Raw genomic sequence first — 13,048 nt, forward strand, 5'->3', positions numbered from 1 at the left:
TTCTATTTTTCTCCGATAACCAATTCAGCTTTACCTAACCCTTTCGTCATTACTTTGCAGGTAAGATTGGCTTTCTGATTGAGATATTTGCGCAAATCATTTGCAAAGCTTCTTGTATCTCTAGCCATTCCATTTTCACGATAAAGCGGAATGCGTACCTGCTCAAAAAGCATCATATTCTCAGTTGCATCAGTTAAACTAAAACGATGAGTCACCGTATTCTGCGCCACCCAATCTTCTATGATTTCCTGTAGTTCAGCCCCCCCAAATTCACTTTCCAAATTAACACCGCTCCCATTATCAAACACGTGGACTTCTAATGCTACTTCACGGCCATTAGCCATCAAATCATCAAAATGTTTCTGTAACTGACTTACGAAAGCATCCATCTTGTCTACTACCGCTTCTTCCAACAATACTGCCACTTCAGCAGCCATAGAAGGTTCTCCCGTACCTTGCGTCGCTGCGACCTGCTTATTAGTGTAAGCATCCAAGCCTCGCAAAGTATAAGTAACAGAACGTTTGGGACCCATTGTATTAATATTCCAAACTACTTCAATCAGAATATCAGCTTTAGCTCTATTCATTAACCGATCCAAAGGAGACTCTGCCAGTGAAGCTCCCGAAGTAGAACTGGTAGTCATCTCATGTTCCGCCGAACTCTGCTCTATGGAACGAATAGAAGATGCCATATCTTTCAACGGAAAATCTTTTTCAGCCATCAACTCACCTATTTTCGTTATGACATTCACCAAGTTCAGATCATTATCCAACGCCTTTTTATAATCCGGAAGTTCGGTAATAATGCCTTGATTGTTATATTTTTGTGTATAACCATTATGGGTACACCACACATTAGCAGGAACAACCATAATGGTGGGTTTTTTAGCCTGTCCATACACTCCGGTGTGTACAAGTGCTACAATAAATAAAATAGCATATAATTTTTTCATGTTTTTCTGTCTTTATGGTTTTAAAATTTTATCTTCTATCAGTTTCTGCTGTAATTGAGAACGAAGCACACGCACCGTAGTGGAATAAGAAATTTGAGTCTTATTAGAAGTCTTCATGTTAGAATTTGTTTTCTTATCTTCCATACTTACATACTTCAGGTATTCCCCTCCGTCTCTAAAAAAGTCGTTAAAATAATATGCATACCGTTCCTGTGCATTCACTTCTGTTACCAAAGGGCGCACACTACATTCACGACTACCGGCAGCAACACCTTTGAACAAAACATCCCTTACTGCATTTTTCTTTGCCTGCTCTATAGCATCAGTACGATTTTTCCCTCTGCCCCAAGCTCGAAGTGTCTCCGAACCATCCAGTTCTACTCCCAAACATTCACTCTCAAAGGAATGATAGGAAGAAACACTCTTTTTGCTGCTGCATCCGGCAAAGACAAGTAAAAGCAGACATCCCAATTTCCACGTATAAAATAGATATTTCATAATTTTTTCTTCTTTAAAATTCATAGCCTAATTTCAATAATACAATATTCTCAAAATGACGCTCTCCTCCACAAACTTCCACAACGACCAAAGGATACTGATAAATTTCACCATTGGATGCCTTTATTTTCACTATCCGTACGCTTCAAGATAACTCCCTTCACTACGTACCATTATTCAGATAAAACACTTCATGAGCCTGCTGGGCAAAAGCAGGCAATAGTGCGCCAGCCAGTATCAGAAAAGTAACAATCAATCTCTTATACATAAGCTAAAATCCATTATTTAGTCCTTTAATAACTCCGGCTGATACCAGCTCTTGATAGAGGGCGTCTTTCGCAACGGAAACCACTGCTGAAATTCGATACTGCTTTCCCATTTTCACCACTGAAAGATTCTCTCCTATCATATTGGCAAAATTTATATAAGAACCTCCTTTTTGGAAGAAGACATCAAAATAATCCTGATGCTGCTGTTCTACCACCATACTTCCTGCCAAAGGTTTCTGCCGGGTACGTGAAGTCTGACTGGAAAATCCTTTGAAAAGCACCCCATGAACCGCACACTTCTTGATCACATCGATATCCAATTTACTTTTCTTCTGGATTACTGTCACTTTTACTAAATAAGTACCCTGTACACCTACTCCTTCTCCCTCTATCTCATACTTTAAAAGGTCATCACCTGCGTACGCTCCAATACAGATGAATACAAAAAGAATCGTCATAATGATTCTACCGACAAATTTCACATTCATTACTTTCATAATTCTAATCTTTAATTATATATTATTGTTCACACCCTTCTTTACTGGCAAACTGCAAATATTCATCCTTCACTTTCCGATAATACTCTCCCATCAATTTGCCTGTATTCTCCTGAATCTTTTCTTCAAGATCTTCTAACACATATTTCAAAAAATCGCAATGATTACTGCCTCCTGCTATAGCAGTAGCTGTAGATCCACCAAGGGCATCTATCTCATCCATAGAAACCCCCAGACTAATTCCGGATGAAGGCTTATTTTGATTTCTGCTTTCATCCTTAAAAGAATTAGAGTTCGTAGATTCCAAATCATTATGCACACTTGCAATGTAACCAATCGTATTCAAAGTTCTTTTCTTCTTGTCCTTTTTGGCTTGCTTCAGCGCCAACGCTACTTCTTCATTATCCGGATCCAATTCTGCCGCTATCTTCAGATGCTCCATTCCCTTAGAATAAATGCCATCTGCCACTTGTCCTTTTCCCATATAATAGTGGGCCATGGCATAGTCCGGAATCAAGTCTGTTAATAAATTAAACATACCCCAAGCACCTGCCACTCCCCTTTTTTCTTCTTTCAAAAAGGATTCTGTCACATCCTCTGCAAAGCCATCAGAGAGTTGTCCCTTCGTATCTATCCAACCAAGTACGGAATTCAGCCAAACAGGTGCTTTGCCATCCACAAAACTACCTATATAATCAATCCTTCCCGGTAGTAATAAAGCACCTTGACTATTATATAACCCCATTGCAAAACTTTTGGCAATCCAGACCTTTGCCGATACATCATAATATACCCATTGATAAACACAAGGCAATATAGTACGCCCATATATATCCAAAACTCCCCATTTATCCCGCTTGCAAGCAAGAACGAATCCATCTTCAGCTATTATAAGCTCCTCATATTCTGTAGGAATTACAATTTGTTCTCCCACTATAAGGCCCATTTTACCATTATCTTCCCTTATTCTGAGAGAATCGGTTATAACTTCTGTTCCAGGATTATTAATTTTTTCATTGACCTCTCTGCTACATTCAGCGATTTTATCAAGCAAATCATCAAAATCACCGTTCCCTTTCGCATTTTTCATTTCTTCTTGTTTCTGACGATATACCTTATTGGATATAGGAACGCTTATCATTGCTTCTTCTAGAATATATTTACATGGAACAACGATTTCCCCCCTCAAATTAATAGCCCCGAACTTACCATCTTGCTTGATTGTAGCCAACATGTTATCTCTAAAATTATCAGCGTAATCAAATTGAGGTTCAATGACAAATTCTCCTTTTTTATTTATAAAGCCAAATTTGCCATTCTTCTTTACCGCAGACAGTCCTAAATTAAACCCATGAACATCATCTACATTTTCAAACTGCGGTTTAATTATAAAACGGTTGTGTATGTCTATAAAACCTACTTTTCCTCCTAAAACTACTCCCGCCAACTTTTCTGTAAATCTCTTAGTCACCTCTTCATATTGTGGAGAAATCAACCAATTTATCTCATAATCCTGATTTACTAAAGCCGCATCCCATTCACCAAACATAGAATTACCTCTATATTTTGAATTTTCCCACCATCCTTTATTTTCGGTCTGCTCATATCCCCATTTCTTTGTTGCAGCATTTTGGCGTGCTTTCTGTGCATAAAAACTAAAAGGTATAGCACAGCATAACAAAAACAATATTACTTTTTTTACTTCATTCATATACATGTCTTTTTTTTAACCTTATGTGGCTTCAAAGAAAAACAATTAACGCCATTTTACAAATTCACAAAACCAAGAGAAAGTATCAAACAGCCTAATAAGCATACTATTCTATCTAAATTAATGACTATATAACCTCATTTCCATATACCGCAAAGGAAAAATTAAGCACTAAAAGCAAAAAAGCAGCAATCTCACGACTCCTGCTCTTCCATTGTGATTTAAAATCACTTTCTATAAACTTGTATTTTCAATGTTATCAATAGATTCACTACAACAAATAAAACCTATCCTGTAATTCTTTTCTGAATTTCTTGGAAACCTGAAGTTCCGTAATATTCTCAAACGGGGGAAACATGACACAGCGGTTCTCCTTAATCATCATCAGATAATTGATATTAATGATATACGACTGATGGATCTGGACGAAGCAGGGGTCATATCCCTTGATATGATCAGCCGTAGTATTTTTCTTCAGCAGCAGAGGCAGCTGGTTGTTCAGCACCACTTCCCACAGTTTCCGGTCGGAGTTATAACGGAAAAAACCAATGTCAATGGAACGTAGAATACGCAAATCATTGGTAGGCGTGGATATCATAAAGGTATGCTCGCCGACCGAATGCACACGCGCAGGAATAGCCAAAGATGCAGCTGCCGACTCTTCCTCCTTTTTCATGAAGCGGTCGATAATCCCTTCCAGCTCCTTCTTGTCTATCGGCTTCAGCAAGTAGTCGAAAGCTGCCCCACGGATGGCATAAATCATGTATTTATCATAAGCCGTATAGAACACAATCTGCATATTCCAAGTGATTGCCCCCCTTATCTGTTCCAGCAGTTCCATGCCCTTCATGTCCGGCAGTTCCACGTCCAGGAACAGCAAATCCGGATGAACCTTTTCCAGCAGTTTCCGGCCATTCACACCGTTACGCGCCATCCCATCTATAGACAGCCTGTTATATTTCTTCAGTTCCAGACAAAGATTGTCCGCAGAGAACTCATCATCATCAATTATTACGACCCTGTATAGTTTATCCATAGTAAACAATCCTGCTTTAGTTATTAACGGAACAAAAGTATTAAAACATGTTTTAACGCACAAACCCGACACTCTGGTTATGGAACTATAGCGACCGTTTCGGACACTATTCTAGCAAAAATAATGACTAAACCATCTTTTTCAAATTATAATCATAACCATGGGGCAGGAAGACAGCAAACTCGCAACCGGTTTCTCCGTCTTCCAACTGCACATTGGTTATGGATATATCGATATGCTTCTTATTGTTAGCGTTCAACAACTGTATGGTTTGAAGAATCACTTTTATACCGGTGCCTGTACCGTAGTTGGCACTGTTTACCCGGTAACCTCCCCCGTTGTCACGCACCTTGACACAGATTCCTTCCCCGGTCTTTCTGATGTCAACCCACAGTCTTTTCATCCCCTCTTTGTCCTTCAGGGCATGCTTGATGGCATTTTCTATCGGAATCTGTATCATCATGGAAGGAAGTATTTCTTGGTCAAGATGGATGGCAGCATCTATGGATGTGGACAGTATAAAGCTATCTCCCAATGCTTCACGTTCCAGGTTGATAAACGTATTGACAAAGTCCAGTTCCTCAGCCATGGTAACACACAGTTGCTCGGTCAGTTCCAGGTTGCGCCGCATCAGTTTTACCAGCCCACGCATATTTCCGACTTGCTCGTCGGTGTAGTTACCCATCTCACGGTTCAGAATGTTAAAAATGAAATGGGGAGAAACCCGGTTACGGATATTCTCCATACGCAAAGTGGCAATCATATTCTGACTTCTCATTTGCAGCAAGAAACGCTGTCTCTTGTTGTATGTGTAGACAAATACAGCGAGCCCCAGAATACAGATGCAGGCAAACATCCACAGGTAAAGCGTCTGGTTCAGCGCCAGAACTTCATTCTCTTTTTGCTGAATGAAAATTTTCTGCTTCATCAGCGTGGTGTCCTGACTGTATTTCAGATCAATTTCAGCTGTACGCATTTTAATACGCTCATTACGTGTAGAATCATCAATACGCTGATTTTCCATTTGATAATAATAAGCTTGTTTGAAATCTCCCACCTCTTCAAAATAATGTTGTAGGTAACGGTTACGGATATGCTGCATATTCGGTTCCACATAATCAGGCTGGATAGCCTCAGACATACGTTTACGTGCTAAAGGCAAATTATTCTGCTTCAAGGCAAGTTCAATCAACTGGGTATCCAAATAATAGAGAGCTGTCTGATTTTCGATAGAACGAAAAAAATCACTACAAAGATTTAAATAGTATGCGGCAGAATCAACCTGATTCATCAACAGAAAAGTTTCTCCCAAATTCATTTCAGTCAGATGTTCCTCAAAAATCATATCTGGATAAGAACGAGCTAACAATAATGATTTTCTGAAAAATTCTAAAGCATTAGGATAATCAGCACGAAAATAATAAGAATTACCACGATTATTCAAATAAATATGTTTCTCAAATGGAAGCATCTTATCATATTGCCGAGCCGCCAGTTCATAGTAATAATCACAAGAAGTAAAATCACGAAGTTCCATATAAACCTGTGCCAATCCGTAATAAACAGGAAAACGCTTTTCTTCAGGAATCTTCAATGAATCACAGTAAGACAAAGCTTTACGATACCACATCGCACCTTTATCATAATGACCGGTACGGACAAAAGCATCAGCCAAATTAATAGAAATATCATGAAGCATATCTCTGTTACTACCCTTCAAACGATAATCGAACGCTTTTTGAAAACATACCACTGAAGAATCTGTCAACCCTTGACGAACACATACATTACCCCGCATATTGTAAATCTCAGCATACAAATCATTAATTAACGGTGACGGTTCAGCTCCATCGCAAAATACTTCCGCTCTATCCATGCTAAGTTTAGCCGAATCCATCTCGGACTTAAACATATATGCTTTTGCCAAAAGAACAAGATAATGGCAATACGCCACACTATCTGTGGTAAACGACATTTGCCTGGCAGTCCGGGTACATACATAATTAGGATTTTTTGACAGTGAATCAATTATAAAATCATAATACTGCATATAAATATCCATTTGAGTCTTTTTATAAGTTCCGGAACTTGTACAAGATACTCCCCATATACAAAATAATATACTATACCATAAAAATTTAAATATCAAATGTATGTTCTCCATCTTATCCTCCTTCATAGTTTTATTGACAAACATAAGCAAAAATAAACACAAGCATAAGCTTTTATTAAAATTTATTTGATCCCAAAAAGCCTTTTAGATAAAATTTACACAAAGATGAAGATTCACTTTGTCATGTCATGAAACATCCCTACCTTTGAAAAAAGAATTTATAAATGAAGAAACATGGAAACACTATCTAATTCTGTCCTGACTGTACAAATAGCCGAACATGGCGCTGAGCTTCAAAGTATCAAAAAGGATGGCAAAGAATATCTTTGGCAGGGAGACGCTAAATTTTGGGGACGGCGCTCACCTGTCCTTTTCCCCATAGTAGGACGTGTGTGGAATAATAAATACCGTCATGCCGGAAACACTTATGAAATAGGGCAACACGGTTTTGCACGTGATATGAATTTCAAACTAACCTATAAAGAAGACAAAGGAGCTGTATATTGGTTGGAAAGCACTCCTGATACATTGGGCAAGTTTCCTTTTCCCTTCCGCCTATTGGTGGGATATTTATTAGAAGAAAATAAAATCACCGTAAAATGGCGTGTAGAAAATCTGGGAGCTATGGATATGTATTTCCAGATCGGAGCACATCCAGCTTTCTATTTCCCCAAGTTCGATGCTGCTACAAAGGATCGTGGCTTCTTTGTTTTTGACCGAAAGTCTGATTTAGAATATATCATGCCAATAGAAAAAGGTTGCGTATCACCAGAACGTCATGTACTAAAATTAAATAAAGAAGGGCTGATGCCAATTGATATTCATACTTTTGATTGTGACACTTATATTTTTGACAATAAACAACTGAAAAAAATAACCTTACTGGATAAAAAGAAAAAGCCTCATATCAGTTTGGAATTTAATTCTCCGTTAGTAGCTTTGTGGTCTCCTACCAAAACACATCCCGATTGCCCATTTGTTTGCATTGAACCATGGTATGGACGTTGCGATTCTGTAGGGTATTCGGGCGAATTAAAAGACCGTGAATGGATACAGAAACTAGAACCAAAAGAAACGTTTGATGTAGAATATAAAATCATTATAGAGTAATCAAGAACAACGGGGTATGCACGATGAGTCACACCCCATCTTTTTTCTTATTGACTTCCCAAATACAGAAATATCATACCAATAAGTACTAGCACCAAATCCACGGCCTTGCTTTTAAGATTCTTCTCACGGAATACCATCGCACCAAATATAAAAGAGACAAGCACACTGCCACGCCTTACCATAGATACAATGGAAATCATTGCCCCGTCCAAGCTTAAGGCATAGAAATAAACAAAATCAGCTGCCGACAGAAAAATAGATATCAGAATAATACACCAATGCCAATGAAACGGAGTGGTAGATTTGCGCTTCGGCCACCATAACAATATTAAGATACCTCCCATCATAAACAATTGATAGATATTATACCATGACTGCACAATCATTCTATCTAGTCCGATACCTCCTTGATCGGCAGGCGCCATGAGGTACTTGTCATAAAGCCCGCTGACAGCTCCCAACACAGCCGCCATTACCACATAATAAATCCACTTATTATGTTTAAAATCTATTCCCTCTTTCTTTCCGCTGCGGCTCAGCATAAAAAAAGAGAAGACAGCCATCAGCACACCAATCCATTGGTAAAAATTCAAACGCTCACCAAAGACCACTAAAGCTCCTACCAACACCATCACCGGACGGGTAGCGTTTATAGGTCCCACAATCGTGATAGGCAGATTCTTCATTCCAAAATATCCCAACATCCACGACGAAAGGACAATAACAGATTTCAACACCACATAACGATGCACCTCCCACCCAGCAACAGGCACATAAAAAATAGAATTCTCCAATATTCCCGGCCTCCACACTGACAATACAATAAAAGGAAGAAATATCAAACTAGAGAACAACGTATTAAGAAATAATACTGGAATAACCGCATTGTCCTTTAACGACTGTTTCTTAAATACATCATAAAATCCCAGCAGTGCAGCCGAGAGAAATGCCAGAAGTAACCACATCATATCTTTCACCTTATTTAAAACAGAAGGCAAAGTTACAACAAAAAATAAACAAAGAAGTGTAGATTTTGATATAAATGGCATGGAAATAAAAGAAAAGGGGATAGAGAAATACATCTCTCCCCCCCTTTTTTTATTTATGAATGAATATTCTCCCAGACTTTCGCCCAACGCTTACCCTCGATTAAATTCCCAGTGATTTTCTTACGGCTTCCACCTTTTCCTCAGCAGCTGCATTAGCGGCATCGAAACATTTGTGGCAACCCATTTCACCTTTTACTTCCACATAGAACTTGATTTTAGGTTCTGTTCCTGACGGGCGAACTGAAATTTTAGTTCCATCTTCTGTAAAATATTGCAATACGTTACTAGCCTCCGGCATATCTATTTCTGTTATATTCCCATTACCATCAGTAGCCTTCAAAGTTTTAAAGTCTTTGACAAGAACAACCTTAGAACCGCCTATTTCTCTCGGAGGATTAGAACGGAAGTTTTCCATCATTGCCTTAATCTCTTCTGCCCCGCTCTTTCCTGGTTTCACAACATTCACAGTAGTTTCTTTTGAGAAACCATACTCCACATAAATATCAAGCAAAACTTCGAACAATGTTTTGCCCTGATCTTTTGCCCAAGCACAAATCTCTGCTAACAATGTACAAGCAGAAACAGCATCTTTATCACGGACAAAATCTTCAGCCAGGAAACCGTAACTTTCCTCACCACCACCGATGTACTGCTGTTTTCCTTCACGCAAACGGATCTCACGTGCAATCCACTTGAATCCGGTATAGCAATCCAACATTTCGATGTGGTTCTTATCTGCGACAGATTTAATCAGTTCCGTAGTAACGATAGTCTTCACAATGAAATCATCATCCTTCATCTTACCCATCGCAATACGATTCTTTATTATATAATACAAGAACAGCAAACAGGTTTGGTTACCATTGATCAGCACCCATTCTCCTTTGTCATTTTTACAAGCCATACCTACACGGTCAGCATCCGGATCACTAGCCATTACAATGTCGGCGTCAATTTTCTTAGCCAAATCAATAGCCATAGACAAAGCCTCGGCATTTTCCGGATTCGGAGAAATAACAGTCGGAAAATCGCCACTCTTCACCATTTGTTCAGGCACGGTATGTACATTTTCAAATCCCCATTGCTTCAATGCACGCGGAATCAACATCATACCTGTACCATGAATCGGAGTATACACAATTTTCAAATCCTTCTGACGCTTGATCACTTCAGGATCAATAGAAATTGTTTTCACTTTATTCAAATAGACGCTGTCTACCTCTTCGCCCACAATCTGAATCAGATCCTTGTTACCTTCAAACTTAATGTCGGTAGCCGATGAAATCTTGTTCACCTCATCAATGATACCTTTATCGTGCGGAGCCAATACTTGTGCACCATCATCCCAATAAGCCTTGTAACCATTGTATTCTCTCGGATTATGAGAGGCAGTAATATTGATACCGCTCTGGCAACCGAAATGACGGATAGCAAATGACATTTCAGGAGTAGGACGCATATCTTCAAACAAATATACTTTAATACCATTCGCTGAAAAAATATTGGCAGAAATTTCCGCAAACAAACGGCTGTTGTTACGGCAATCATGACCTACCACTACAGAAATCTGATCGAGATCTTTAAAATTTTTATTTAGATAATTAGACAAGCCTTGAGTAGCAGCACCTACCGTATAAATATTCATACGGTTACTACCCACGCCCATAATACCACGCAAACCACCTGTTCCAAACTCCAAATCTTTATAAAATGCTTCAATCAAATCAGTCTTATCGGGATTCGCCAACATTTTCTTAATTTCAGCCTGTGTTTCGGCATCATAAGCAGGTGTTAACCATTTCTCTGCTTTCTCTGTCACTTGCTTTATCAATTCTTCATTTTCCATAATTTTTTGTTATTTATAAGGTTTATAATTATATCCGATTTTTACGTCTTGACAAATGTAAAAGAATTAAATTAAAAATCCTAGAAATTTGGAAGAAGAAAATTAGAGATATAAAGGATTATTCCCCAAAAATAATCTGTCATAAAAAAATAGAAGACCATACAAGGTAAAAAACACTATTATATAACAATCAGTAAAGCTCCTAGGCATCCTGAATACAATCTAAAAAACTATCTTATTATGCAAACAGGGGCAGAATTATAATCTGCCCCCTCCACTAATTAATCAGACTTTCAGAACATACAAAAATATATCCTATTTCATCTTATAACGTCCACCGGTGGCCTTTACCAGTTCTTCCAAAAATTCTTTGGGATATCCCGGACGTACCAAAGGAGCACAATGACCGGTTTCAGGGCGAAGTATAGTTCCATCTTTTGCCATCTTTTTCACAGCACCATCATTATACTTCACAATCAAAAATTCACCCAACTTCTTCCAGCTGTCTATTGCCGATTCGGCTGTCATGCAACTATAGTTAGTCAAGAATTCTTTTGCTTTTACAGGATCTTTCTCATATAAACTCATGGCAGAAGATTCAATGCCAGCCTGTGCATTCGCATAAGTATCTTCCAAATTATTTTGAACGGCACGCATATCATCAATCATCAGGCTATAACGTGGACGAATCATATCGGCCACCCAATTATAAATCCAGAATGCAGAATCCCATGAAAAAGTTACACAGTCGGCTTCTTTACCGCTATAACAATCAGGAATACGATCCGAACAACAATATACAGGAGCAAACACTGTCATATTAGCATCATCTGTCCCAAACCATAATACTCCCCCTATTGCATCGGGCAGGCTAGCACGCATCTGTGCAACAAAAGTGAAAGCCGTTTGCTGAGTCGAGATGGGACGTTCATTGAAATATTCCTGATCTCCTACTTTAAAACTCAAGGGCGACAGACGATAAGGAGTTTTAAACGGACCTGCACCGGGATCATTAGTAATATCCAGTGGAGTACCCTCATAGTGATCGCGCATAGCTGCTTGTACATCACGTACTGAAAGTTTACGGGAAGGCTTGATATAAAGAGGCATCGGTTCTTTGCTGTCCCCCTGGATATAAGGAAGATAGGTATCTCCCACCGACTTATTGAACATATTATAGAAACTCCATACACGCGCTTCACAGAACCGTACACCACCAAAATCTAAAGGATTATATGCCGCCGAGAAACTGAAATCTTTATTCATACCGTCAAAATAGCCTTTTTCACGAGCGAAAGAAATCACATCCGGAGAGTAAAGACAATTATCCTTGTCATTCATATTGAACTGATGAATCCGGCTCTGATTAGCATGTGCGGCAATACAATCATCCGGTATACGGACTGCTACCCATACAGCACCTTTCACACCGGGACCCTTACCGATCATCTCCAAAATCCAGACTTCATTGGGATCAGCGATACTGAATGATTCGCCACTGCTATAATAACCATATTCTTTTACTAAATCCGTCATTACCTGTATGGCTTCTTTGGCTGTACGAGAACGCTGGAGAGCTACATAAATCAAACTTCCATAATCCATAATACCGGTAGAATCAACCAATTCCTCCCGTCCACCAAAAGTAGTTTCACCTATGGTTACCTGAAATTCATTCATATTACCTACCACATTATAGGTTTGACGCGCTTCTTTTATTTGCCCTAAATATTTGCCCGAATCCCAATCATAGATATCACGCATGGTTCCTTTTTCATGCATACCGGCAGGATAGTGATACAACTCGCCAAACATTCCGTATGAATCAGCGGAATAAGAAACGATAACAGAACCATCCACCGAGGCTCCCTTACCTACAATCAGGTTAGTGCACGCCAAACTCTCCGTTATCGCTGCCAACAGAAAGGCAGCACCTAAAATCAGTTTATTCTTCATTAATATA

10 protein-coding genes are annotated in these 13,048 nt (G+C 39.0%); 1 reads left to right on the forward strand and 9 read right to left on the reverse strand.

Going from position 1 to position 13,048, the window contains the following annotated elements:
- Window positions 1–2: 2 nt before the first annotated feature.
- The 6 genes from GKD17_RS13860 to GKD17_RS13885 form a co-directional block, all read right to left on the reverse strand.
- Entirely contained in the window at window positions 3–953 is a 951-nt protein-coding gene (locus GKD17_RS13860) for a DUF6175 family protein (RefSeq protein ID WP_007833265.1), read from the reverse strand.
- Window positions 954–965: 12 nt separating this feature from the next.
- On the reverse strand, window positions 966–1,451 hold the full coding sequence (locus GKD17_RS13865) for a hypothetical protein (RefSeq protein WP_007844320.1): 486 nt from the start codon (window positions 1,449–1,451) through the stop codon (window positions 966–968).
- A gap of 271 nt (window positions 1,452–1,722) precedes the next feature.
- On the reverse strand, window positions 1,723–2,217 hold the full coding sequence (locus tag GKD17_RS13870; RefSeq protein WP_007833259.1) for a hypothetical protein: 495 nt from the start codon (window positions 2,215–2,217) through the stop codon (window positions 1,723–1,725).
- A gap of 22 nt (window positions 2,218–2,239) precedes the next feature.
- A complete protein-coding gene (locus GKD17_RS13875) occupies window positions 2,240–3,934 on the reverse strand; it encodes a WG repeat-containing protein (protein ID WP_007855963.1) in 1,695 nt (564 codons plus the stop codon).
- A 265-nt stretch (window positions 3,935–4,199) separates the two neighbouring features.
- Entirely contained in the window at window positions 4,200–4,964 is a 765-nt protein-coding gene (locus tag GKD17_RS13880) for a LytR/AlgR family response regulator transcription factor (RefSeq protein ID WP_007833256.1), read from the reverse strand.
- 127 nt (window positions 4,965–5,091) lie between these two features.
- Window positions 5,092–7,143 carry a tetratricopeptide repeat-containing sensor histidine kinase gene (locus GKD17_RS13885; protein ID WP_007844314.1) on the reverse strand — a complete coding sequence of 684 codons (2,052 nt, stop codon included), beginning with the start codon at window positions 7,141–7,143 and terminating at the stop codon, window positions 5,092–5,094.
- 168 nt (window positions 7,144–7,311) lie between these two features.
- Here GKD17_RS13885 and GKD17_RS13890 point away from each other — a divergent pair, with 168 nt between their 5' ends.
- The gene (locus GKD17_RS13890; protein WP_007833252.1) at window positions 7,312–8,187 is read left to right on the forward strand and encodes an aldose 1-epimerase family protein; all 876 of its coding nucleotides are present in this window, start codon (window positions 7,312–7,314) and stop codon (window positions 8,185–8,187) included.
- A gap of 47 nt (window positions 8,188–8,234) precedes the next feature.
- Here the strand turns inward: GKD17_RS13890 and GKD17_RS13895 are convergent, their stop codons facing one another.
- The 3 genes from GKD17_RS13895 to GKD17_RS13905 all read right to left on the reverse strand — a co-directional run bounded on the left by GKD17_RS13895 (window position 8,235) and on the right by GKD17_RS13905 (window position 13,041).
- Window positions 8,235–9,155 (reverse strand): DMT family transporter, encoded by a 921-nt coding sequence (locus GKD17_RS13895; protein WP_008675498.1) that lies wholly within the window; start codon window positions 9,153–9,155, stop codon window positions 8,235–8,237.
- Between the two features lie 184 nt (window positions 9,156–9,339).
- On the reverse strand, window positions 9,340–11,085 hold the full coding sequence (locus GKD17_RS13900; protein WP_007833248.1) for a phospho-sugar mutase: 1,746 nt from the start codon (window positions 11,083–11,085) through the stop codon (window positions 9,340–9,342).
- 315 nt (window positions 11,086–11,400) lie between these two features.
- A complete protein-coding gene (locus GKD17_RS13905) occupies window positions 11,401–13,041 on the reverse strand; it encodes a C69 family dipeptidase (RefSeq protein WP_007833247.1) in 1,641 nt (546 codons plus the stop codon).
- Between the last annotated feature and the right edge of the window lie 7 nt (window positions 13,042–13,048).

It is taken from the genome of Phocaeicola dorei (genome assembly GCF_013009555.1).
GTDB classification, from domain to species: domain Bacteria; phylum Bacteroidota; class Bacteroidia; order Bacteroidales; family Bacteroidaceae; genus Phocaeicola; species Phocaeicola dorei.

Bases quoted from the DNA above. Each gene is read 5' to 3' on its own strand.
- GKD17_RS13860 (WP_007833265.1), bottom strand. From the start codon at position 953: ATGAAAAAATTATATGCTATTTTATTTATTGTAGCACTTGTACACACC.
- GKD17_RS13865 (WP_007844320.1), bottom strand. From the start codon at position 1,451: ATGAAATATCTATTTTATACGTGGAAATTGGGATGTCTGCTTTTACTT.
- GKD17_RS13870 (WP_007833259.1), bottom strand. From the start codon at position 2,217: ATGAAAGTAATGAATGTGAAATTTGTCGGTAGAATCATTATGACGATT.
- GKD17_RS13875 (WP_007855963.1), bottom strand. From the start codon at position 3,934: ATGTATATGAATGAAGTAAAAAAAGTAATATTGTTTTTGTTATGCTGT.
- GKD17_RS13880 (WP_007833256.1), bottom strand. From the start codon at position 4,964: ATGGATAAACTATACAGGGTCGTAATAATTGATGATGATGAGTTCTCT.
- GKD17_RS13885 (WP_007844314.1), bottom strand. From the start codon at position 7,143: ATGAAGGAGGATAAGATGGAGAACATACATTTGATATTTAAATTTTTA.
- GKD17_RS13890 (WP_007833252.1), top strand. From the start codon at position 7,312: ATGGAAACACTATCTAATTCTGTCCTGACTGTACAAATAGCCGAACAT.
- GKD17_RS13895 (WP_008675498.1), bottom strand. From the start codon at position 9,155: ATGTGGTTACTTCTGGCATTTCTCTCGGCTGCACTGCTGGGATTTTAT.
- GKD17_RS13900 (WP_007833248.1), bottom strand. From the start codon at position 11,085: ATGGAAAATGAAGAATTGATAAAGCAAGTGACAGAGAAAGCAGAGAAA.
- GKD17_RS13905 (WP_007833247.1), bottom strand. From the start codon at position 13,041: ATGAAGAATAAACTGATTTTAGGTGCTGCCTTTCTGTTGGCAGCGATA.